This is a genomic window from Pseudoxanthomonas sp. 134C1, from assembly GCF_057773065.1.
This window is the reverse complement of record NZ_JBYMTH010000011.1, coordinates 42,590-65,999: the sequence shown is the minus strand read 5'-3', so window position 1 is coordinate 65,999 and position 23,410 is coordinate 42,590. Positions and strand designations below refer to the sequence as shown.

The following is a 23,410-nucleotide window of genomic DNA, read 5'->3' as shown; positions in this document are numbered from 1 at the left end:
GAGGACGGGTCGGGGACCGGTAATCGGTCAAATCAATGTACTAATGCGTTAATACATTAATTGAGACATCCAGACCCGTCAAGTCCGCGGCGGCCCTCCGGCGGGTCCCGGTCCCACGGTTAAACTGACGGCCGGTCCGCCAGTCTGGCGGGTGCTCTGGGACGGGGACGGGAATGAGGGAAGCCATCCGCGGACTTCGCTGGCTGCTGGCGGCGCTGCTGCTGTTCTGCGCGTTCGCACAGGCGCAGGCCCCGTTGGTGATGTCGGGAGACACGGCCACCTACGCCCTCGCATCCCACACGACCTATTTCCACGACGCCGATGGCCATGCCGACATCCAGGCGATCGAGGCCCGCCTGCAGGCAGGACGCTTCCAGCCGTTGCCCGGCGACGACGCATCCTTCGGCTTCCAGCCCGGTGCCTACTGGTTCCACGTCAATCTGCTCAACCGCAACCTGCAGGAGCCGCGCTGGCTCCTGGTCCAGCAATACGCGCTGAGTGATCGGCTGGATGTGTACGTGCGTTACCCCGGCGGCGAACTGTTCCACCAGGCCGGCGGCGATCATCTGCACTTCGAACAACGCAGCGTGCGTTACCGCCACCCGAACTTCCAGCTCGATCTTCCGCCAGGGCAGCCTGCCGAGCTGTTCGTGCGGGTGGAAAGCCAGAGCTCGATGCAGGTGCCGCTGGCCCTCTATACGCCCACCGCCTTCGCCGAACTCTCGCGCGACGCGCAGTTCGCGATGGGGATCTACTACGGCATCCTGCTGGCGCTGTTCACCTACAACCTGGTGCTGTGGCTGACCCTGCGCGATGCCAGTTATTTCTGGTACTTGTTCCACATCAGCGCCTTCGGGCTGGTGTTGTTCACCCTGTATGGCCTGGGTTTCGAATACCTGTGGCCGCACTCGCCCTGGCTGGCCGACAAATCCGTGCCGTTGTCGATCTGCCTTGCCCAGATCGGCATGCAACAGTTCGCCCGCAACTTCCTCGGCCTGAGCCGGCGCTGGCCGCTGGGCGATCGCATCGGACTGGGCATGATCGCGTTGTTCGTGGTGCTGGGTATCGCCACCACCTGGATCCCGATCCGCCTGTCGACCCAATTGGCGGTGATTGCGGTGATCCTCAGCGTGGCCTGGATCGCGGTCGAGGCGGTGGTGGCGATGCGCAGCGGCTACAAGCCGGCCAAGCTGTTCCTGCTGGCGTGGTCGATGTTCCTGGCCGGTATCGCGATGGTGGCGATGGTCGCGTTCGGTGCGCTTCCCAAGAACTTCGTCACCGAGTACAGCGTGCAGATCGGTTCGGCCCTGGAAATGCTGCTGCTGTCGGTCGCGCTGGGTTATCGCTATGCGTCACTGCGCAACGAGAACGAGCGGATCGTGCGGGAATCGCGCGACCAACTGGAAATCAAGGTCGAACAGCGCACAGCGGAACTGCGCAGCGCGCTGGATCAACTGGAAGCCGCGCACCTGCGCCTGCGCGAATTCAGCCGGCTGGACGGGCTGACCGAGCTCTACAACCGCGCGCACTTCCGCGAGGCGTTCGAGCACCTGCTGTCGCAGGCACGCAACGCCGAACAGCCGATCTCGCTGCTGATGATCGACCTGGATCACTTCAAGCGCATCAACGACACCTATGGCCATCTGGTCGGCGACGACTGCCTGCGCTGGACCTCGAACACGATGGCTGAAACCCTGCGGCCCCATGGTGCGCTGGTGGCGCGTTTCGGCGGCGAAGAGTTCATCGCCGCCCTGCCCGACATGAATCTGGAGGAAGCCAGCGCGGTGGCGGAGGAGCTGCGCCAGCGCCTGCGCGACCGCCCCTGTCGCAGCGGAGATCTGGATATCCCGATTTCGGCCAGCATCGGCGTCCATTGCGTGGATGCCCACAAGAACAGCATCGACTCCGCGCTGCAGGTTGCCGACCAGGCGCTCTACACCGCCAAGGCCGAAGGACGCGACTGCGTCCGCACCTTGTAGCGCCGGGCTTGCCCGGCTTCGCGGATTCGGCTCACGACCGAAGAGCAGCGGAGCGAACTCCGCTCACCCGTGCGTTGCGGTTTCAGCGGCCCGCCAGCGCGCGGGCCTGCTCCAGTTCCACTTTCAGGCTGCTGGCCAGTTCCTCGCGCTTGACCTCGAACTGCTGCTCGCGCACCAGATCCTTGACGGTGACCGCGCCGCGGGCGCGCTCGTCCTCGCCGGCGAGGACCACGAAACGGATGCCCGCGCGCGAGGCGTACTGGAACTGCTTGGCCAGTTTGCGCGCTTCCATCTGTACTTCGGTGTTGATGCCGGCGGCCCGCAGGCGCCGGGCGATATCCAGCGAATCGGTCAGCGCGCCATCGTCCATCAGCGCCACCATCGCCTGCACACTGCTCTCGTCGCTGCCGGCGATCAATCCGGCCTCGCGCAACTGCCAGAACAACCGGGTCAGGCCGATGGAGATGCCCACGCCGGGCAGCTTCGACTTGGTGTAGTGGCTGGCCAGATCCTCGTAGCGGCCGCCCGAACAGATCGAACCGATCTGCGGATAGTCGTCGAGCTGGGTTTCGTAGACGGTGCCGGTGTAATAGTCCAGGCCGCGGGCGATGGAGAAGTTCAGGCAATAGTCGTCCTCGGGGACGCCCAGCGCATGCACCAGTTCCAGCACTTCACGCAGTTCGGCCACGCCCTGGGCCAGCGTCTCGTTGCCCTGCCCCAGCGCCTCCAGTTTGGCCAGCGCGTCGGCATGACTGGTCGAGCGCATGGCGACGAATGCCAGGATCCGCGCCACCGCGTCGGCCGGCACGTTGAAGTCCGGACCTTCCAGCGTCTCGCGGACGTAGTCGGCGCCACGCTTGTCCAGTTTGTCGACCTCGCGCAGCACCAGCGCCTGCCGTTCGCCATCGGCGATGCCCTGTGCCTCGAAGAAGCCGCGCATCAGCTTGCGGTTGTTGAGCTGGATGGTGAACCGACCGATGCCCAGGTCGCTGAAGACCGCGTGGATGACCGCCAGAATCTCGGCATCGAAGCGGATGCTCAGCGCATCCTTGCCGATGACGTCGATGTCGCACTGGTAGAACTCGCGGAAACGGCCGCGCTGGGCGCGCTCGCCGCGATAGACCCGCTGGATCTGGTAGCGCCGGAACGGGAAGGTCAGCTCATGCTCGTGCTCGGCCACATAGCGGGCCAGCGGCACGGTCAGGTCGAAGCGCAGCGCCAGTTCCGGCACCCCCTCGGCCGAGCCCGTCTCGTTCTTGGCCAGCGCACCGGTGGACTGCACGAAATAGACCTGGCGTTCGGTCTCGCCCCCGGACTTGGTCAGCAGGGTCTCCGAAAGTTCGAACACCGGCGTTTCGACCGGCAGGAAGCCGAACCGCTCGTAATTGCGGCGGATGGTGTCCAGCATGCGCTGGAATGCAATCTGCTCGCGCGGCAGCAGTTCCATCACTCCGGGCGGCGTGCGTGGCTTGATCAAGCGAAAACTCCGGGGAGACAAGCGTTATCGAGGGCCGTCATTCTAAGACTGAACGGCGCGCCGGGGCAGGCATGCAAAAAACTGTTGCCGTACGTCGGCGTCCTGAATAGAATAGCCGGCTCACACGGGGTGTAGCTCAGTCTGGTAGAGCGCTACGTTCGGGACGTAGAGGTCGCAGGTTCGAATCCTGTCTCCCCGACCAAATCGATAGGTCGCAGACAAGCCTGGAAAACGAAACGTTTTTCGGGTTTTTTTGTGCCCCGAATCCGGCTTCCCGGCTTCCGCCGAATGTCCGTACGGGCGGTCGCTCCTGCGCGGCGCGCCAACGGCCAGTCACGGTCGCCCTGACCATGGCTCCTCCCGGACCCGCGACATTGTTGTCCCGCCCGTCAACGAGCCGGCGGGCTCGACATGACGAGCGCGCCCGCTCTCAGAACACCACGAACGCCTGCAGGCGCACATAACGGAAGGCATAGCTGCCGGTGCCGGTGTCGGTCAGCACCGGCGTATCGGTGTAGCCGGCATCCAGGCGCAGCCAGGCGTCCTTCCAGCGCGGGGTTTCGACCCCGAACTCGGCCAGTCGTGCGCGTTTCCAGCCCTCCTCGGAACTGCGCTGCCGCCCCCAGCCTGCCTTCGCGCTCCATTGGTACCCGCCGATGTGGCGGCGCCAGGCCAGCACGCCCAGCGCCTCGCCATACCAGGTCGGCGAGTAGTAATCGGCTTCGAAGGCCTCGCTGTTGCGGTAGTAGCGGGTCCGGAGCTGGACGCTCAGTCCGTGCTCTGGCGCAAACGCATAGACGAGGTTGCCGCGCAGGTGGGCGCGCAGGTTGTCGCCGGTGCCGAAGTCCTGCACGCCGGCGACCATACTGGCGGACCAGCGATCGCTGAACGGCATGTCCAGCGCGGCGCCGGCGAAGGTCTGCACCCAGCCCTCGCGGGCGCCGCGTCGGGTCTCCAGTACATCGCGCTCGACGAAAAACTCCTTGCGCCAGGCATCGGTGCTGTGGACCGAGGCGCGCCCCAGCAGGTCGTCACCGTTGCTGCCGATGTCACCGTCCCAGCGCCAGTTCTTCCCCAGGCTGCCCGCGCCACCCAGGTAGGCACGGTTTTCCGACTCGGACCAGCCACGCCCGGAGAAGCGTGCGCGTTCGACCTTCATGCCCCACCAGTGCTCGATGTCGCGGTGCTGGATGTCCCAACCCAGCGCGATCTTGCGGGTCTCGTTGTCGTCCGCGTCGGAACCGATCCAGATGTCGGTGCGCAGTGCGGGACGCGCGGCGGGCACGTCTTCGGCGGCGGCGGCGATCGAGGGAACCGCCAGCGCCCATCCCAGGGCGACGGCGACGACACACTTGCTCATTTGGTCCCCCAGGTCTTGCGCAGACGCAGGATTTCGGCGGCGTAGCCCATGACGCAGACCGGCTGCAGGATCATGGTGTAGGCCAGAGTGTAGAAAAGGAATCCGCTGATGTTTCGGCGCACGCGCAGGTCCTGGCTTTTGAACATCTTCGCCTGCACGCGGAAGATGATCAGGTTCCATAGCGCCGCCAGCGGCAACACCAGCAGTGTCATGATACCGGCGATCCAGTAATAGCCGAACAGTGCAAGGATCAGGCCGGGAATGAAGGCCAGCGTGTAGACCAGGTCCAGCGGCAGGAACAGCAGGTTCCACCAGATGAAGAGCGTGGTCATGCGCGGCTTGAACAACAGGCTGCCGTGACGTGCGAACGCCTCCATCAAACCGCGCGACCAACGCTGACGCTGTTTCGAGAACTGGCCCAGCTTCTCCGGTACGCGGGTGAACAGGCAGGCTTCCTCGCAGTAACCGATGCGCGCGCCGGTCTTCAGCAGCGCCCACGACAGCACGATGTCCTCGCCCACGCACTCCGGCCAGCCGCCGGCCTGTTCGAGCGCCTCGCGGGTATACAACGAGAACGCCCCCTGGGCGACCAGGGTGCCGTGATACATGCTCTGCATGCGCTTGACCGCGGCGATGCCGTGGAAGTAGTCCCATTCCTGGCTGCGGGTCAGCCAGTTCTCGCGTGAATTGCGCACCAGCACCGCGCCGGCCACCGCCACCGTATCGACGGGATCCGAAAGGAAACGCTCCACCAGTTTGCGCAGCGCGTCCGGACGCAGGTAGGAATCACCGTCGACGGTGACCACGAGATCCTGCCGGGTTTCCGCCAGTCCACGATTCAACGCCCTGGACTTGCCACCGTTCTTCGGTTGCGCCAGCACCCGCACGCGCAGGCCCGGTCGGGTCTGTTCCAGGGCCGCCGCGCGGGCGATGGCCAGGCTGTCGTCGGTGGAGCCGTCATCGATCACCACCACTTCGATTTCGCCCGGATAGTCCTGGCGGGCCAGGCTGGTCAGCGTGTCGGCGATGTTGTCGGCCTCGTTGTAGCAGGCCACCAGGACGCAGACCTCCGGCAACCGGTCGAACTTGCGCAGGCGTGGACGCCGGTCAGCCAGAATGGAGCCGATCAGGAACGCATTCATGAAGCCCGGCACGTAGGCGATGAAGGTGATGACGACCAGCGCCAGCGCAAAACCCACATGCATCGACAGCTCGTGCAACCAGGGTTGCGACAGACGGATGCTCAGCGCCGCCCACGCCAGGGCGACCATCAGCACCAGCAGGTACTTGAGCCGCACCGGAAGATAGAAGCGCCGGTACTCCGGCACCGGGAGCGGCATCGACGCGGGAGGTTCCGGCGGCCGTGCACGGGTGCCATCCCACGGCGGGGCGTCTGAAGGCGAATGGGCGTCATACATGGCGGCGGGCACGGAACTCGGAATGTGCCGTGGATTGAGCAAATCACGTGCCAACGCTTGCGACCCGAAGGCTGCCCCTCTCGCTCACTCTCCCGGCCTCCATTCAAATTTCGTGATTCAAATCACTATTTAGTGACACAAATGGTCACTTTTAGCCCCCGACGCCTGCCTGCACGGTCCCGGGGGAACGTCATTTCCCACCCGCTCCGCGCCTGGCCGGCCGAAACTACCGTGGAGTCCCGAAGATGCCGCAGGCAAGTTCCCCGCAGCTTGGAAGGTTCCGGGAAGTACACCGTTTCGCGACCGTTCCATTGGCGAATCGGGTTCAGAAATGGAGATATTAAGTGATTTACATCACATAAATTTATGGATTATTAACAGAACCATCCCATTTGGTTCCCCCTCCGGACCGCTTCCCAAACTTGGCAGGATTTGTGCTTCTCATCACAAATCATGGACCACCAGCAGGTCTCCCCCCGGAGGCCTTTCTGTTAGCTACAGGGGCGGAACGCTTTGAAAAGAACCACTTTGTCTTGGGCGCTTGCATGCGCCATGGGTGCGACCGGTCTGCCGGTTCTGGCAGCGGCACCTTCGCAGACTTCCACATCATCCCCGGCCAGCGCCTCCGGTGAACCCGACTACGCGGCCTCGCTCGAGGAGGCCGCGCGCCTGCGCGACCAGTCGCGCTGGTTGAACGCGCTGGCCGTATTCGAACGCCTGCAGTCAACTCATCCCGACGACGACCAGCTGTACCGCCTGCGCACCCTGACCCTGGGCGACATCGGCAACAGCTACCAGGCCTGGACGATGTACCGCGCGCGACCGGACCTGTTCGACGCCGGCCAACGCGAGCGGTTCGAAGCCAACTACCTCGCGCGCCTGATCCTGTGGTCGCAGGCGTATCCCGAGAACGAGCGAAACCGCCTGGCGGAAGCACGCGTGGCCGATGCGGCCATCGAGGACTACCTGCGGTTGTCGCCTGCCAACGATCCCGCGCTGCCGACCCGCATCCGCTACGACCGCCTGCTGGTGCTGTCGAAGATGGGGCGCCACCAGCAGGTCGTGGACGAGTATCGGGTGCTGGGCGACACGGTTCCGGCCTATGCCCTCCCCGCGGTGGGCGACTCGCTGATGGCGCTCAAGCGCCCGGTCGACGCCGCGCCGGTGCTGGAAGCCGCGTTGACGGCCGATCCCGACAACAGCGACGTGCGCATGCAGTTGGCCTACGCCTATCTGGAGAGCGAGAAGCCGACGACCGCCATCCGCCAACTGGAGGCCTACCGCGAGACGCAGCCGGCCTGGCTGTACGCGCCGGGCGCCCGTCAGGGCAGCCAGAACTGGCGTCGCGCCGACGCCGACAGCACGCTGGCGATGCTGCGTGCCTTTTCCGAGGACCTGCCGACCGCCGAGCGGGAAATCACCGACATGCTCGGTATCGGGCCCAACAATGCCGGCCTGCAGACCTCGCTCGGCCAGATCTACATGATTCGCGGCTGGCCGGAGCGCGCGCTGGAACGCTTCCGCATGGCCTCCACCCTGGACGATCGCGACGTCAATGCGCGCGTCGGCCAGGTGGAAGCGCTGGTCACCCTGCGTCGCGACGATGAAGCCCGCGATCTGCATGACCTGTTGGTGAAGGAATACGGCGATCAGCCGAACGTGCAGCGCATGGACGAACTCTGGCGCAACCACCGCGGCTGGCAGTGGCGTGCCTACGTGGCCGGCGCGCGCAGCCGTGGCGGCACCGGCAACACGCCTTTCGGCAACCGCGATGGCGAATACGGTGTGGAAGTGCAGTCGCCGCTGATTGACGATCGCTGGCGCCTGACCGCCGCGGTCGACGATCGCTGGGCGGACTTCGATCGTGATCGCATCCACCAGCGCCGCCAGGGCGTGGGCGTGCGCTACGCCTACGACCGACTCGACACGCATCTGGGCGTCTACCATTCCAGCGATCGCGTCGGCGGGACCGGCATCGGCCTGGATGTGGGCTGGCGCTTCAGCGACACGCTCGATGGACGCCTTTCGCTGCGTCGCAAGGACGCCGACGCGTCGCTGCAGGCGCGCGACGCAGGCATCACCGCCGACAGCGCGGCGGTCAGCCTGGTCTACGGACGCAACGAACGCACCGAGTTCCGTGGTGGACTGACCCATTGGCGCTACGAGGACGGCAACCGCCGCACCGCGCTCAACCTGGACGCCCAGCAGCGCCTGTTCACCCGTCCGCATTTCCTGCTCGATGGCCTGGCCGGCGTATCCGCCAGCCGTGCGAGCCGCCAGGACACGCCGTACTTCAATCCCTCGCGCGACGGCACGCTGGAACTGGGCCTGCGCGCGGACCAACTGGTGTGGCGCGAGTACGAGCGCCATTTCCGCCACCGCTTCACCGCGACCGCCGGACGCTACTGGCAGGAAGGCTTCGGCACCGCGTGGGTACCGTCGCTGCGCTACGAGCATGAATGGCAGTTCGGCCTGGGCCGGGTCCTGACCTACGGCATCAACTGGTCACGCCCGGTCTACGACGGCGTCCGTGAAGAGCGCTTCGGCTTCGATGCCGAACTGCGGTGGGGAGAATGATGATGAAATCCATACGTCCGACCTGGCTGCTGCTGGGCCTGTTCGCGCTGGCGCTGCTGGCGCCGGTGTTCGCCGCCCGCGCCGCCGAGCCGCTGCTGGTGCTGAGTTACCACGACATCCGCGACGATGTCGCCAAGAAGGGCGACGCCGACGCCTATGCGGTCAGCACCCAGAACTTCGCCGCGCACCTGGACTGGCTGACCGGCCATGGTTACCACCCGGTATCGCTGTCGCAGGTGGTGGAAGCCTCGCGCGGCGGCAAGCCGCTGCCGTCCAAGCCGGTGCTGCTGACCTTCGACGACGGCCTGCGCAGCCTGTACACGCATGCCTTCCCGCTGCTGCGCGCCTACAACTATCCGGCCCTCGCCGCGATCATCACCGGCTGGGTCGACATGCCCGCCGGGCAGGAGATCGACTACGGCCCGCGCATGTTCAACCGCGACGATTTCGTGACCTGGGATCAGCTGCGTGAAATGCAGGCCAGCGGCCTGGTCGAGATGGCCAGCCACACCAACGCGCTGCACAAGGGCGTGCAGTCCAATCCGCAGGGCAACCAGACGCCGGCCGCGATCACCCGCATCTACGATCCGGCCGCCAGCCGTTACGAAACAGAGGCTGGTTATCGCGAACGCGTGCGTTCGGATCTGGCCACCAGCGCCGAGTTGCTCCGCAAGCACCTGGGCCAGGCGCCGCGCGCCATCGTCTGGCCGTACGCCGCCTACAGCAGCGTGAGCAACGACATCGCCGGAACGCTGGGCATGTCCGTGTCCTTCGATCTGGAAGGTCCCAGCACCCCGGTGACCCGGGATCTGCATGGCCTGGCCCGCCTGCTGGTGATGGACAACCCGACCGTCACCGAGCTCGCCTACGAGTTGCGCCACGACCCCGAGGCCGAGGGCATCCGCGCCCTGCAGATCGATCTGGACGCGGTGTACGACGCGGACCCGCAGCAGCAGGCGCGCAACCTGGACCTGCTGATCGAGCGGGTCAACCGCATCCGTCCATCGCACGTGTTCCTGCAGGCCTTCGCCGATCCCGACGGCGATGGCGCCGCCGACGCGCTTTACTTCCCCAACCGCTTCATGCCGGTGCGCGCGGACCTGTACAACCGGGTCGCCTGGCAGCTGTACACCCGGGCGCATGTCAAGGTGTTCGCGTGGTTGCCGGTGATGGCCTACAAGCTGCCGCAGCAGGCGGCGGACATGGCCATTGCCAGCCGCGAGGCCGACGGCATCCCGCGCCTGGACTTCACCCGCCCGGACGTGCGCAAGGTCATTGCCGGCATCTACGAGGATCTGGCGGTCGCTTCCTATATGGAAGGCCTGCTGTTCCACGACGATGCGTACCTGCGTGATACCGAACTCCCCGCACTCGCTCCCGGCAACACCGAAGCCCGCACGCAGGCGCTGATCGACTTCACCCTCGAATTGCGGAATGCGGCCGAACGCTGGCGTCCGAAGCTCAAGACCGTGCGCAACCTGTACGCGCGTCCGGTGCTGGAACCGCAGAGCCAGGCCTGGTTCGCCCAGCGGCTGGATCTGTTCAACCGCGCCTACGACCACACCGCGCTGATGGCGATGCCATGGATGGAAGGCAGCCGCCATCCGGAGAAATGGCTGGATCAGCTGGTGACCGCCGTGCGCAAGCAGGATCCGCAGCTGTCGCAGACCCTGTTCGAACTGCAGACCGTCGATTGGAACACCCGCACGCCGATTCCCGGCCAGCGCATCAATGCCCTGATCCGGCGCCTGCAGGCGCAGGGCGTTCGCCACCTGGGCTGGTATCCGGATGATTTCATCGGCGACCTTCCCCGCATGCCCGACGCCCGCGCAGGCATTTCCGCCCGCGGCTTCCCGTACGAGGAGCGCTGATCATGGACAAGATCCTCGTCGTACTGTTCGAGTTCGCCTTCCTGTATCCGATTGTCATGTCGTTTTTCTGGATGTCGGGCGGGCTTTACTACTACTTCCGTCGCGAGCGCCACGCGCGCCAGCGCACGGACCCGCCACCGCTGGCAAGCTTCCCGAAAGTCTCGATCCTCATTCCCTGCCACAACGAGGGCCAGAACGCGGAGGAAACCATCGGCAGCGCGCTGCTGCAGAAGTATCCCGATTTCGAGGTCATCGCCATCAACGATGGCAGCCGCGACAACACCGCCGAAATACTCAATGCCATGGCCGAGCGCCATGACAAGCTGCGGGTGATCCATCTGGATCGCAACCTGGGCAAGGCCAACGCGCTGCGCATGGGTGCGCTCGCCGCGCAGTCGGAATACCTGGTCTGCATCGACGGCGACGCGTTGCTGGACGAATACGCCGCGCACTGGATGGTCTGGCACCTGACCTCCGGGCCGCGCGTGGGCGCGGTCACCGGCAACCCGCGCATCCGCAACCGCTCCACCCTGCTGGGCCGGCTGCAGGTCGGCGAGTTCTCCTCGATCATCGGCATGATCAAGCGGGCCCAGCGCGTGTACGGACGCATCTTCACCGTCTCGGGGGTGATCAGCGCGTTCCGCCGCACCGCCCTGCATCGCATCGGCTACTGGGCCGACGACATGGTGACCGAGGACATCGACATCAGCTGGCGCCTGCAGCTGGATCACTGGGACATCCGCTACGAACCCAACGCGCTTTGCTTCATCCTGATGCCGGAGACCCTGAAGGGCCTGTGGCGGCAGCGCCTGCGCTGGGCCCAGGGCGGCGTGGAAGTGCTGCTGCGCCACGGCCGCGATTTCCTCAGCTGGCGCAAGCGACGCATGTGGGGCGTGCTGCTCGAATACCTGCTCAGCGTGCTGTGGGCCTACACCATGCTGATGATCATCGTGCTGTGGGCGCTGGGCAAGTTCATCGCCATGCCGCCGGCGCTCTACGTGCACACCATCCTGCCCTCGTGGCACGGCGTCATCCTGGCGATGGTCTGCATGGCGCAGTTCGCCAGCAGCATCATCATCGACCGCCGTTACGAAACCCAGGTCGGCCGCAATTACTTCTGGATGATCTGGTACCCGATGGCGTACTGGCTGCTGAGCCTGTTCACCACCGTGGTCGCACTTCCCAAGACCCTGTTGAAACGGCGTGGCAAGCGCGCCACGTGGGTCAGTCCTGATCGAGGTATCCGATGAAATACGATTCCCGCCTCATCCGCAAACCCTATGCCCAGCCGCGCCTCAAGCGTGCGGCCTGGGGCTTCGTCACCGCCGCCTTCTGGGGGCTGTACATCTACCTCTGGCTGCCACTCGTCACCCTGGTGCTGTGGCTGCTGGGCGTGCGCACGGCATTCTTCGAGCTGTACACGCGCCAGCATCAGGTGGAGCCGTTCCTGATCATCGCCATTCCCGCCATGGCCGCGCTGTGCGCGCTGCTGCTGATCGGCTGGGCCGAGTACAACCGCTGGCGCTTCGCGCGCCAGGACCGCCGCAGTCCGCAGGAGGATGTCGGTGTGGACGAGGTCGCACAGCGGTTGGGCGCGAGCCAGGCGTTGGCGCAGCAACTTGGCCAGTCGAAGATCACCCTGCTGCACATGAACGAAAAGGCGATCCCGGAATCGATGAGCACGCCGGCGCTGGCCGTCGGCAGCGCCGGCTGATCACCACGACGTCCACGGAAAAGCATGTTTCAGGACGGTGTGTCGCCACGGCGGCACACCGTCGTCCACGCATGATCGGCGATAATGCGCGCGATGAAATCCGCGCAGCACCCCTCCCCCCCTTCCCGCACCCTGGCCGTTCCCGCATCGCTCTGGTCCGGCCGTGGCCTGATCCTGGCCGGCATCGTGCTGTCCGCGTTCAACCTGCGCACGGCGGTGACCTCGCTGACCCCGTTGCTGGATCAACTGGGCCACGTGTTCGGCTTCGGAGCCACCATGACCGGCGTGTTCGGCATGCTGCCGACGGCCGCGTTCGCCCTGTTCGGCGTCCTCACCCCCGGCATCGCGCACCGCATCGGTCTGGAGCGCACCGCGTTGCTGGCGATGTCGCTGGCCGCCATCGGCCTGCTGCTGCGCAGCCTGGCCGGCGGCAGCGGCGCGCTGCTGGCGGCATCGGCGGTGGCGCTGGCCGGCATGGGCATCGGCAACATCGTGTTGCCGCCGCTGGTGAAGCGCTACTTCGCCGATCGGGTGGGGACCGTCAGCACCCTCTACATCACCGTGCTGCAGGCCGGCACGATCCTGCCGGCACTGCTGGCGGTGCCGGTGATGGCGGCGAGCAGCTGGCAGGTCTCCCTGGGCCTGTGGTCGCTGTTCGCGGCCGCCGCGGCGCTGCCGTGGATCGGCGTGCTGTGGATCGAACGGCGCCACGATACGCCGATGGCGCAGGTCCACGATCAGGCCGTCACCACCGCCGACGAGGCACCGGAACTGTCCCCGCCGCCGGTACGCGGCCGGGTCTGGCGTTCGCCGGTGGCCTGGGGCATGGCGCTGATGTTCGGCATGACCTCGCTGGTGACGTATTCGATGTTCACCTGGCTGCCCAAACTGCTGATCGAGGCCGGCGGCAGCGAAGCGCTGGGCGGCACCATGGTCGGCCTGTTCTCCGCGCTCGGGCTGGTCGCATCGTTGACCATGCCCGCGCTGGCGGTGCGGATGCGCAATCCGTACACGGTGGTGCTGGCCTGCGCATTGTTCTACGCCGTCGCCTTCGCCGGCCTGTTGTGGGCGCCGATGGCCGCGCCCGCGCTGTGGGTCGCGCTGCTGGGCATGGGACCCAGTACTTTCCCGCTCGCGTTGACGATGATCAATCTGCGCACCCGCACGCCGGCCGGGTCCGCGTCACTGTCGGGCTTCATGCAGGGCGTGGGCTACTCGCTGTCCTGCCTGGGTCCGCTGATGTTCGGCTTGCTGCATGAGCATACCCACGGCTGGTCGTGGCCGTTCGGTTTCCTGGTGCTGTGCATCGGCGTGCTGCTGGTGGGTGGTTATCTGGCCTGCAAGCCGCGTTTCCTGGAGGATACGTGGTGAGGGGCCGGGATTCGTGATTCGGGATTCGGGATTGGTGAAAGCGTAGAGCCGAGTTTGCTCGGCTGCTCTTTCGATCCGAAGCCCGCGGTTCCGCCTTACAGCAGGTCGGGGTGGCGGACCTGGCCTTCGCCGCGGACAACGAAGCGTTCGACCGTCAGCGACTCGGCGCCCATCGGGCCGTAGGCATGCAGGCGCGTGGTGGAAATGCCGATTTCCGCGCCCAGGCCGAGTTCGCCGCCGTCGCTGAAGCGCGATGAGGCATTGACCATGACTACCGCCGAACGCAGCGCCTGCACGAACCGCTCGGCATGACCGGCGTCGCGGGTCGCGATCACCTCGGTGTGATCGGAGCCGAAACGGCGGATGTGCTCGATCGCCTGCTCCAGATCGTCCACCACCCGCACCGCTAGGACCAGATCCAGGAACTCGGCGGCATAGTCGTCCTCGGTGGCCGCCACCGCTTCCGGCATCCAGCTCCGGGCAGTGTCGTCCGCGCGCAGCTGCACACCGCGTCCGCGCAGCGCTTCCGCCGCGGACGGCAGGAAGGTCGACGCGATGTCACGGTGCACGAGCAGGGTTTCGAGTGCGTTGCAGACGCCGGGCCGCGATGCCTTGCCGTCGAGCAGCAGGCGCAGGGCCAGTCGCGGATCCGCATCGGCGTCCACGAACAGATGGCAGACGCCTTTGTAGTGCTTGATCACCGGTACCCGCGCGTGTTCGGCGACGAACCGGATCAGCCCTTCCCCGCCGCGCGGAATCGCCAGATCGATCACGTCGTTGAGCTGCAGCAGCTCGACCATGGTTTCCCGGCGCAGGTCCTCGACCAGGGTCAGCGCCGCCTCCGGCAGCCCCTGCGCACGCAGGGCCCCGCGCAGCGCCGCCGCGATTGCCGTGTTGGAATGGATGGCCTCGGAACCGCCCCGCAGGATCACGCCATTGCCCGCCTTCAGGCACAGCGCCGCCGCGTCCGCGGTGACGTTGGGGCGCGCCTCGTAGATCATCGCCACCACCCCGAGCGGCACGCGCACGCGCTGGATGCGGATGCCATTGGGACGGGTTTCCTCACGGGTGACCTGACCGACCGGATCCGGCAGTTCCGCCACTTCGCGCACGGCGGCGGCAATCCCGGCAAGGCGTTTGTCGTCCAGCTTCAGCCGGTCCAGCATCGCGCCGGTGGTGCCCTTGGCGGCGGCCGCTTCCATGTCGCGCGCGTTGGCGGCGAGGATGGTTTCACGGCCCGCCTCCAACGCATCGGCCATCGCCCGCAGCAGGGCATTCTTGGAGGCGGTGGAGAGTTGGGCGATGGCCTGCGAAGCATCGCGGCACTGCAGGGCCTGTTGCTGGATGTCGCTCATCGTGTCCTGTTCCGTTCCTGTGTCCGGTTGCGGTTCTACAGCACGACCAGATCGTCGCGATGCACGACGTTCTCGCCGTAGCTGTAGCCGAGTATGGCCTCAATCTCGCGCGAGTGCCGGCGGGCGATGCGGCGGATATCGATGGCCGAATACTGGCTGACGCCGCGTGCGATGCAGTCGTCGCCGCCTTCACGCAGGCGGACTTCAACCATGTCGCCGCGCCGGAAATCGCCCTCGGCGCCGACCACGCCACCCGGCAGCAGCGAAGCGCCACGCTCGCGCACCGCGCCGGCGGCACCCGCATCGACCAGGATCGCGCCGGTTTCCACCGGCACATTGCGCAACCAGTACTTGCGCGCGGCGAGACGGTTCTGGGCCGGGCGGAAGCGGGTGCCGTGCAGGCGCCCGGCCGCCAGCGCGGACAGCGTCTCGGCGCGGGTGCCATTGAACAGGAACGTCTCGATGCCCGCCGCCGCCGCCTTGGCCGCGGCTTCCAGCTTGGTGTGCATGCCACCGGTACCCACGCCGCTGCCGGCGCCGCCGGCCATGGCGAAGAACGCGGGGGTCAGCGCTTCCACGTCGAGGATGGGCCGGGCATCCGCGTGCGTGCGCGGGTTGGCCGAATAGAAACCATCGATGTCGGTGGCGATGAGCAGCGCATCGGCATCGACCAGTGCGGCCACCACCGCGGCCAGGTTGTCGTTGTCGCCCAGTTTCAGTTCGTCCACCGAGACAGTGTCGTTCTCGTTGATCACCGGCAGCGCTCCCAGCGCCAGCAATTCCTGCAGGGTTGCGCGTGCATTGAGATAGCGTCTGCGGTTGCGCAGATCGTCATGGGTCAGCAGCACCTGTGCGACCGGACGTTCGAAAAATCGCTGCCACAGGCCGATCAGCTGCGCCTGCCCGAGCGCGGCCAGCGCCTGCCGCTCGGCCATCGCGACGCCGGCGGAGGGCTTGCGATGCAGCAGTCCGCGTCCCGCGGCGACCGCGCCGGAGGACACGATCACCACTTCGCGCCCGGCCAGCAGGCTGGAAGACACGAACTGCGCGAGGTTGAGCGCATGCCGCGGGCTCAATCCCTCGCCTTCGTTGGCCAGCAGGCTGCTGCCGACCTTGAGCACCGCGCGCTTCCACGTCGGCAGGGTCTGTTCGGCGAAGGGATTGGCGGCGTGGCTCATGTCGGACTCGGCGGCGGCTTCTTCAACGGATGTTCCATTCGTGCACGGTGAGGAGGGAACTGCCGGTGAGGGCCAGCGGATCACGAGCGGTGATCGCACGTGCTTCCTCCAGCGATGCCACGCCCGCCAGCAGATAGGCGCCGCCACTGCGATCGCTGAAACCACCGGTCATTTCGAGCAGGCCCGCTTCGCGCAGGCCGTCGAGGAACGCATGATGGGGTGCGATGACGTCATCACGGAACGCCGGTGTCCGCATCGCCATCACCAGGTAGCGCGTCTTCATGCGGCGTTCTCCGTGTCAGTCGGCCACATGGCTCAGTCCTCCAGCGCATCCAGCCGCTGGCGCAGCATGTCCAGCCGCAGATCGGCGGCGGCTCCCGGCGACACCCGCGCGTCCAGGCTGCCTTCCGGAGTACGTCCCTGCCCGGCGGTGTCCGCCGCCGCCGCCGCGGCCTTGTAGGCCTCACGGAAGGGAATGCCCGCCACGGCGGCTTCCACCGCCACGTCGGTGGCATACATGCCCGAATCGATTGCCGCGCGCAGGCGATCCTCGCGCCACTCCAGGTTCGCCAGCAGCGCGGGCAACAGTTCCAGCGCCGGCAGGCCGCGGCTGAAACCATGGAAGATCGCACCCTTGCTGGCCTGCAGGTCGCGGTGGTAGCCCGACGGCAGCGACAGCAGTTGTTCGATTTCGATGCGTGCCGCCGCCACGCTGGCGTGGGTGGCGCGCATCAGTTCGATCACGTCGGGATTGCGCTTGTTCGGCATGATCGAACTGCCGGTGGTGTACTGCGCCGGCAGCGCGACGAAGCCGAACTCCGCGCTGGTGAACAGCGAAAGGTCCCAGGCAATCCGGCGCAGGTCCAGGGTGGCCGCGCCGAGCGCTTCCAGCGCGGCCATCTCGAACTTTCCGCGCGAGAGCTGCGCGTAGACCGGGCTGACCTGCATGCGCTCGAAGCCGAGCGCGGCGGTGGTGTGTTCGCGGTCCAGCTTCAGGTTCACGCCATAGCCGGCCGCGGTGCCGAGAGGATTGGCATCGACCAGCCTGAGGGTGTCGCGTGCGCGGATGGCGTTGTCGATGAACGCTTCGGTCCAGCCGGCCCACCACATGCCTGCCGACGACACCACCGCCCGCTGGATGTGCGTGTAGCCGGGCAACGGCAGTGATTGCTCGGCCACCGCGCGGTCCAGCGCGACTTTCGCCACTTCGCGACACAGCGAGGCCGTGCGCGCCAGTTTTTCCTTCAGCCACAGGCGGGTGGCGACCAGGATCTGATCGTTGCGGCTGCGGCCGGTGTGGATCTTGCGGCCGGCGTCGCCCAGGCGATCGGTCAGGCGCGCCTCGATGGCGGAATGTCCATCCTCATAGTGTTCGTCCAGGACGAAGCGCCCGGCGCGGAAGTCGTCGGCCAGCACGGCCAGTTCGCGTTTCAGCCCGGCCAGCTCTTCCGCCGACAGGATGCCGATGTGCTGCAGCCCTTCCGCGTGCGCGGTGCTGGCCTGGATGTCGTGCAGGAAGAATTCGCGGTCGAGCAGCACATCATCGCCGGCCAGGAATCGCTGGATCTCGGCGTCGACGGTGACACCCGGTTTCTGCCACAACAGGTCGCTCATGCCACGCCCTCCTCGGAATGCACCGCATCCATCGGGATGCCCTCCAGCTCGTCGAAACCGAACGCCAGGTTGAGGTTCTGCATCGCCTGGGTCGCCGCGCCTTTCAGCAGGTTGTCCAGGGTCGCCACCACCACCATGCGCTTGCCTCCGGGCGCCAGGGTGAACCCGCCGAGCTCCACGCCGTGCCGGCCGGCGATGCGGCTCACCCACGGCGCGTCGTCGATGACGCGGATCAGCGGCTCACCGGCGTAGCGCTGCCGGTACAGGCCGCGCATGTCGTCCAGCCTGACCGCCTGCTGCAGGTACAGATTGACGGTCATGGTGATGCCACGGAAATGCGGCGCCACGTGCGGCATGAACTCAACCGGCACGCCCAGGTGCCGGCTGACCTCGCGCTCATGCATGTGGTCGGTCAGCGCGTACGGCATCAGGTTGTCGCGCAGCAGTTCGACGTTGTTCTTGTCCGACGGGGTGGTGCCGGCGCCGGAGTAGCCGGAAACGCCGAAGCATTGCGGCGGACCGGCCAGTTGGTCCAGTACCGGCGCGATCGCCAGTTGCATGGCGGTGGCGTAGCAGCCGGGATTGCTGATGCGCTTCTGCCCGGCGTAGTCGCCTCGGGTCAGCTCCGGCAGGCCGTAGTACCAGTCGGAATTGAAGCGGTAGTCGGCGGACAGGTCGACCACCACCGTTTCCGGTGCCTGCGCGTCGATGGCGGCGACCAGTTCGGCCGCCTTGCCGTTGGGCAGCGCCAGGATCACCGCGTCGGCGCCCTTGCCGCCCACCTGCTCGTGGCTCAGGTTCTCGTAGCGCAGATCACCGGAGAAACCGGCGATGTGGTCGCTCACTTTCTGTCCGTCCAGCTCGCGCGAGGACACGAAGGCCAGTTCCAGATGCGGGTGGCGATCTATCAGTTTGATCAGTTCGGCGCCGGTGTGTCCGCGCGCGCCGACGATGCCGACGGTTCTGCTGCTCATGGGGAAGACTCGTGCTGGGCCAGGCGCGAAAGCAGGTTGCGTTTCACCGCCGGCCATTCGTTGTCGAGGATGGAGAAGATGACGGTGTCGCGCGGACTGCCGTCGGCGTGGCGTCGATGATTGCGCAGCACACCGTCCTGTTTCGCGCCCAGGCGGGCGATGGCCGCGCGCGAGCGCTGGTTGAACCAGCTGGTCTCGAATATCACGCTGATGCAACCCAGCGTTTCGAAGGCATGGGTCAGCAACAGCAGTTTGGTCTCGGTGTTGAGGCCGGTGCGCTGCACGCGCGGCGCGTACCAGGTGTAGCCGATGCTGACGCGTGGCACGCCCGGTTCCAGATCATAGAAGCGCGTGCTGCCGACAATGTCGCCGGCGGCGTCGCGCACCACGAACGGCAGGATCCGGCCCTGCGCCTGGGTGGCGAACACACCGTCGAGATAGGCGTCCACCTCGTCCGCGCGCGGCACGTTGGTGTACCACAGGCCGGCCAGCACATCACCGTCCAGCGCCGCGCGCAGGCCGTCCGCGTGTTCGCGCTGCAACGGTTCCAGGCAGACATGGCGTCCTTCCAGGCGGGGCACCCGCTGCCAGGGGCCGGTAGCGTCCATCGTCATATCAGTCCACCAGGGTCGGTTGGCGCGTGCGGCAATGCGCCACGCAGCGTTCGATGTCGTCGAAACTCTCGATGCCATACCAGAACACTTTCCACTTCTCCTGCTTGTAGCAGCCGTCGGATTCGGCGTAGTAGAAGATATTGACCGGGTTGCTGTGCCGCGAACGCCAGAACAATTGCGGATTCTCCTCACGCATCACGTGCCAAACCGCGCGCCCCAGGCCTTCACCCTGCGCGTCGTCCAGTACAGCGAACTTGTCCAGGTAGGCGAAGCCATCCTCGTGGGTCAGGATCAACGCGGTGCGGTAGTTCTCGCTGATGTAGACGCGATGCGGCGTGGTGTGCTCGAAGTAGTCGGGCAGCAGACGACGCCCGAAGCTCGATTCGATCAGCTCGCGCAGGCGCTCCCGGTCCACGCCTTCCCAGGAATCGAAGCGCAGCACCCGTTCGCCGCGCCGCACCAGCGTGCCCGATCCGCGGTGGGTGAACAGTTCCTTCGCCAGTTCCGCCGGCTTGGTGATCGATACCGACGAGGTCAGCGGCAGCTTGTCCAGCAGATCCTTGATCTGCTCGATCTTCACCCGCATGCCGCCGTTGATCCACGGCTGCGCCATCAGTTCGTCGTATTCGGTGGACAGGTTGATCGAGTCGATGACCTTGCCGTCGGCGCCCAGCAGGCCGCCGGTGCCGGTCAGGAAGATGATCTTGTAGGGCTGCAGTACCTGCACCAGTTCGTTGGCGGCGAAATCGGCGTTGATGTTGAGGATCTGCCCGCCCATGGTCTCGCCCATGCTGGCGATCACCGGGATGGAGCCGGCGTGCAGGCTGGCCTCGATTGGCGCCAGGTTGATGCGGGTGACCTCGCCGACCAGGCCGTAGGTCGCCTGATCCTTGTACTCGGCCTCGAACACGCCCGAAACGATCGACGTGGCGCGCGCGCCGCCCTGCTGCAGCGCCTCCACCAGCGCCAGGTTCTGCTGCAGGAACACCTTGCGCACGATCGCCAGCACTTCCGGCGTGGTCACCCGCAGGCCGTTGACGGTCTGCTTGACGATGCCGGCGGCGTTCATCTCCTCGTCCAGTTGCGGGCCGGCGCCATGCACGACGATCGGGGTCAGGCCGACTTCCTGCAGGAAGGTCAGCGAGGAGGTCAGCGCCTCCAGATCGTCGCGCAGCACCGCGCCGCCGACCTTGACCACGGCGAAGCGCTTGGCGTCCAGCTGCGAGAAGCGCTTGACGTACTGCGAGATCTCCTTGGCGCTGGCCATGCTGGAGAGCAGCCGGATGATGGTCTGCCGGGTTTGCTTGTTCGATTCCATCGGTTCTGCGGGTCTCGGTTATGCGGTGAAAATCCGCTGCACGGTGGCGGCGTAGTCTTGGAGTTGATCCAGCGCGACCCACTCGTCGGCGGTATGGGCCTGGGCGATATCGCCCGGGCCGTACACCAGCGCGGTCAGGCCCGCCTGGGAGAACAGCGAGGCCTCGGTCCAGAAATCCACCGCGTTGCCGACCGGCAGGCCGAGTTCGTCGGCCAGATCGCGCGCGGCCAGACGGCGCTCCTCGGCGCGGGCGACGTCGCCGGAGGGCAGCGACGGCCCGCGGAAGGTCTCTTCGTATTCGGCCAGCGCATCGGGATTGGCGAACGCGCGGAACTGCGCATGCAGCGCATCCATGTCCTGCGAAGGCAGCGGCCGGAAGCCGAACCGGATCTCGGCGCTGGGCGCGATCATGTTGGCCTTGATGCCGCCCTCGACCCGACCGATGTTGAAGCGGAATCCGGTCAGCCCACCGAAACGCAGGTGGTGCTGGGCCTGCACGTGATCCAGCGCGGTGGTACCCCAGCGCATCGCGTTGTGCAGCGCGCTCAGTGACAGCGCGTTTTCGGCAGAGGCGTGGCCGGCCTGTCCCTTGAACGCCATCCGCACCGCGCTGATGCCCCGGTGCGCGAGTACCGCCTGGCCCTGGGTGGGCTCGGCGATGATGGCTTCGCTGAAACCATGGTCACGGGCGAGGAACGCGGCGATGCAGCGGGGATCGTTGGCTTCCTCGTCGCTGGAAAACAGGAACGCCGCGTCGCCCGAGGTGACCTGCGCGGCGGCGATCAGCGCGGCGGCCGCGCCCTTGATGTCGCAGGCGCCCAGGCCGATGACGCGATCGCCCTCGATCCGCAGCTTCAGCGGATCGGCGGTCCACGCCGGCGACGACGGCACCGTATCCAGGTGCACGTTGAACACCCGCCTCGGCTGGCCGCGCACCGCGAACAGCGATACCGCGCCGGCGCCGTGATCGATCACCTCGACATTGAAGTCCGGCAACTGCGCGCGGATGTAGTCGAAGATGCCACCGGTGGTGATGGCGCGCGGCGGATTGCGGGTGTCATGGGACACCAGCTGTTCCAGATGTTGGAGAACCTTTTCAAGCATGGAGGGTCGCTCTGCAACGGGTCATGGTTCTGGATTCGGGAGAGATCCCTCCCCTGCCACCTCGCTGGCCTTCCCCGTTCGTCATTCCGGCAAAGGCCGGGATCCCTTTGCAATTGCTTCTTCACATGCTGCCAAGAAGCCGATGGGTTCCGGCTTGCGCTGGAATGACGGGAAGGGTTTTACACAAGGTGGATGGGATCGGGTATTCCGGATGGTCAGTGGATCAGCGGTTGATCTCCGCCCACAGCGTGCTGCTCATGCCGAACAGCTTGATGAAGCCTTCCGCCTCCTCCACGCCCCAGTCGGCCGACTGGGCGTAGGTCGCGCCCTTGGCGTTGAGCAGGTGTGGCGACTTCACCGCCACGGCGTCGACGCGGGCGCCACGGGTTTCCAGTACCACCTCGCCATTGACGGTCGCCTGCGAGGACGCCAGGAAAGCTTCCAGGTCGGTCTTGATCGGATCGTGGAAGAAACCTTCGTACACCACTTCCACCCACTTGCGCGCCACTTCCGGCTTGAAGCGGTTCTGCTGCTTGGTCAGCACCGCCTCCTCCAGCGCGCGGTGCGCGGCCAACAGGGCAATCAGGCCCGGGGCTTCATACACGATGCGCCCCTTCAGGCCGATGGTGGTGTCGCCGGTGTACATGCCGCGGCCCACGCCATACGGAGCGAACAGCGTGTTCAACTTCGCCAGCAGCCGGGCGCCATCCAGCGCCTGGCCGTCCAGGCTCACCGCTTCGCCGTGCCTGAAGCCGACCGTCACGCGCAGGGCCTGCTCCGGCCATTCGCCGCGCGGCGCGCACCAGCCGCGCGCGCCCTCGCCCGGGGCTTCCCACTTGTCGATCTCGCCGCCGGACAGGGTCACGCCCAGCAGGTTCTCGTTGATGGTGTAGCTCTTCTGCTTGGCGCGCACGCCGAAGCCGCGCTCTTCCAGGTACTGTTGTTCGTAGGCGCGGGTCTGGGTGTGTTCCTTCTGGATTTCGCGGATCGGCGCGACGATGCGGTAGTCGCCCGACGCCTTGACCGCCAGGTCGAACCGGACCTGGTCGTTGCCCATGCCGGTGCAGCCGTGGGCAATCGCGTTGGTGCCCAACTCGGCGGCGCGCTTGAGCGCGGCGTCGACGATCAGGTAGCGATCGGAAACCAGCAGCGGGTACTGGCCCTGGTAACCCTCGCCCGCCCACACGAACGGCTTGACGAAGCCGTTCCAGATCGCCGGGCCACCATCGACGGTGACGTGGCTGGCCGCGCCCAGTTCGGCGGCGCGCTGCTCGATGTAGGCGCGCTCCTCGGCATCCACGCCACCGGTATCGGCGAACACGGTATGCACGGCCCAGCCGCGCTCCTGCAGGTAGGGAATGCAGAAACTGGTGTCGAGGCCGCCGGAGAAGGCGAGGACGATGTCCTTGGAGCCGGGATTGGGGGATGGGGATTGGGGATTCGTGGAAGCGTTCGGTTGCGACATGGGGGTATCTCTCAGTTGAAG

18 protein-coding genes and 1 tRNA gene are annotated in these 23,410 nt (G+C 66.4%); 7 read left to right on the top strand and 12 right to left on the bottom strand.

Going from position 1 to position 23,410, the window contains the following annotated elements:
- The first annotated feature begins 173 nt into the window (after positions 1–173).
- Positions 174–1,979 carry a sensor domain-containing diguanylate cyclase gene (locus AC3DEZ_RS17495; protein ID WP_488389376.1) on the top strand — a complete coding sequence of 602 codons (1,806 nt, stop codon included), beginning with the start codon at positions 174–176 and terminating at the stop codon, positions 1,977–1,979.
- A gap of 82 nt (positions 1,980–2,061) precedes the next feature.
- On the opposite strand, the gene hisS is transcribed toward AC3DEZ_RS17495, so the two are convergent.
- Positions 2,062–3,456, bottom strand: a complete 1,395-nt coding sequence (gene hisS, locus AC3DEZ_RS17490) for a histidine--tRNA ligase (RefSeq protein ID WP_488389375.1) — start codon at positions 3,454–3,456, stop codon at positions 2,062–2,064.
- A gap of 125 nt (positions 3,457–3,581) precedes the next feature.
- Between hisS and AC3DEZ_RS17485 the strand changes: the two genes are divergently transcribed.
- Positions 3,582–3,658 (top strand) — tRNA-Pro (locus tag AC3DEZ_RS17485).
- A 228-nt stretch (positions 3,659–3,886) separates the two neighbouring features.
- Here the strand turns inward: AC3DEZ_RS17485 and AC3DEZ_RS17480 are convergent.
- Both AC3DEZ_RS17480 and AC3DEZ_RS17475 read right to left on the bottom strand, forming a co-directional pair.
- Positions 3,887–4,816 carry a hypothetical protein gene (locus tag AC3DEZ_RS17480; RefSeq protein ID WP_488389374.1) on the bottom strand — a complete coding sequence of 310 codons (930 nt, stop codon included), beginning with the start codon at positions 4,814–4,816 and terminating at the stop codon, positions 3,887–3,889.
- Positions 4,813–6,156, bottom strand: coding sequence for a glycosyltransferase family 2 protein (locus AC3DEZ_RS17475; protein ID WP_488389373.1), 1,344 nt, complete (start codon positions 6,154–6,156; stop codon positions 4,813–4,815). The genes AC3DEZ_RS17480 and AC3DEZ_RS17475 overlap by 4 nt, the downstream gene beginning before the upstream one ends.
- 630 nt (positions 6,157–6,786) lie before the next feature.
- Between AC3DEZ_RS17475 and pgaA the strand changes: the two genes are divergently transcribed.
- The 5 genes from pgaA (at position 6,787) to AC3DEZ_RS17450 (ending at position 13,767) form a co-directional block, all read left to right on the top strand.
- A complete protein-coding gene (gene pgaA, locus AC3DEZ_RS17470) occupies positions 6,787–8,811 on the top strand; it encodes a poly-beta-1,6 N-acetyl-D-glucosamine export porin PgaA (RefSeq protein WP_488389372.1) in 2,025 nt (674 codons plus the stop codon).
- Positions 8,811–10,682 carry a poly-beta-1,6-N-acetyl-D-glucosamine N-deacetylase PgaB gene (gene pgaB / locus AC3DEZ_RS17465; protein WP_488389371.1) on the top strand — a complete coding sequence of 624 codons (1,872 nt, stop codon included), beginning with the start codon at positions 8,811–8,813 and terminating at the stop codon, positions 10,680–10,682. The genes pgaA and pgaB overlap by 1 nt, the downstream gene beginning before the upstream one ends.
- Positions 10,683–10,684: 2 nt before the next feature.
- Positions 10,685–11,932 carry a poly-beta-1,6-N-acetyl-D-glucosamine synthase gene (gene pgaC / locus AC3DEZ_RS17460; protein WP_488389370.1) on the top strand — a complete coding sequence of 416 codons (1,248 nt, stop codon included), beginning with the start codon at positions 10,685–10,687 and terminating at the stop codon, positions 11,930–11,932.
- Entirely contained in the window at positions 11,929–12,396 is a 468-nt protein-coding gene (gene pgaD, locus AC3DEZ_RS17455; RefSeq protein WP_488389369.1) for a poly-beta-1,6-N-acetyl-D-glucosamine biosynthesis protein PgaD, read from the top strand. The genes pgaC and pgaD overlap by 4 nt, the downstream gene beginning before the upstream one ends.
- 93 nt (positions 12,397–12,489) lie before the next feature.
- The gene (locus AC3DEZ_RS17450) at positions 12,490–13,767 is read left to right on the top strand and encodes a CynX/NimT family MFS transporter (RefSeq protein WP_488389368.1); all 1,278 of its coding nucleotides are present in this window, start codon (positions 12,490–12,492) and stop codon (positions 13,765–13,767) included.
- A 95-nt stretch (positions 13,768–13,862) separates the two neighbouring features.
- On the opposite strand, the gene AC3DEZ_RS17445 is transcribed toward AC3DEZ_RS17450, so the two are convergent.
- The 9 genes from AC3DEZ_RS17445 to AC3DEZ_RS17405 form a co-directional block, all read right to left on the bottom strand.
- Positions 13,863–15,122, bottom strand: a complete 1,260-nt coding sequence (locus AC3DEZ_RS17445) for a glutamate-5-semialdehyde dehydrogenase (RefSeq protein WP_488389367.1) — start codon at positions 15,120–15,122, stop codon at positions 13,863–13,865.
- A gap of 35 nt (positions 15,123–15,157) precedes the next feature.
- The gene (gene proB, locus AC3DEZ_RS17440) at positions 15,158–16,300 is read right to left on the bottom strand and encodes a glutamate 5-kinase (RefSeq protein WP_488389366.1); all 1,143 of its coding nucleotides are present in this window, start codon (positions 16,298–16,300) and stop codon (positions 15,158–15,160) included.
- A 22-nt stretch (positions 16,301–16,322) separates the two neighbouring features.
- On the bottom strand, positions 16,323–16,583 hold the full coding sequence (locus tag AC3DEZ_RS17435; RefSeq protein ID WP_488389365.1) for a YciI family protein: 261 nt from the start codon (positions 16,581–16,583) through the stop codon (positions 16,323–16,325).
- Positions 16,584–16,615: 32 nt separating this feature from the next.
- Complete coding sequence (gene argH / locus AC3DEZ_RS17430; RefSeq protein WP_488389364.1) at positions 16,616–17,914, bottom strand: argininosuccinate lyase; 1,299 nt, start codon at positions 17,912–17,914, stop codon at positions 16,616–16,618.
- Positions 17,911–18,888, bottom strand: coding sequence for an N-acetyl-gamma-glutamyl-phosphate reductase (gene argC / locus AC3DEZ_RS17425; RefSeq protein WP_488389363.1), 978 nt, complete (start codon positions 18,886–18,888; stop codon positions 17,911–17,913). The genes argH and argC overlap by 4 nt, the downstream gene beginning before the upstream one ends.
- Positions 18,885–19,502 carry a GNAT family N-acetyltransferase gene (locus tag AC3DEZ_RS17420; RefSeq protein ID WP_488389362.1) on the bottom strand — a complete coding sequence of 206 codons (618 nt, stop codon included), beginning with the start codon at positions 19,500–19,502 and terminating at the stop codon, positions 18,885–18,887. The genes argC and AC3DEZ_RS17420 overlap by 4 nt, the downstream gene beginning before the upstream one ends.
- 1 nt (position 19,503) lies before the next feature.
- The gene (locus AC3DEZ_RS17415) at positions 19,504–20,820 is read right to left on the bottom strand and encodes an acetylglutamate kinase (protein WP_488389361.1); all 1,317 of its coding nucleotides are present in this window, start codon (positions 20,818–20,820) and stop codon (positions 19,504–19,506) included.
- Between the two features lie 18 nt (positions 20,821–20,838).
- Positions 20,839–21,924, bottom strand: a complete 1,086-nt coding sequence (locus tag AC3DEZ_RS17410; protein WP_488389360.1) for an acetylornithine deacetylase — start codon at positions 21,922–21,924, stop codon at positions 20,839–20,841.
- Positions 21,925–22,147: 223 nt separating this feature from the next.
- Positions 22,148–23,389, bottom strand: a complete 1,242-nt coding sequence (locus tag AC3DEZ_RS17405) for an argininosuccinate synthase (protein ID WP_488389359.1) — start codon at positions 23,387–23,389, stop codon at positions 22,148–22,150.
- Positions 23,390–23,410 lie beyond the last annotated feature (21 nt).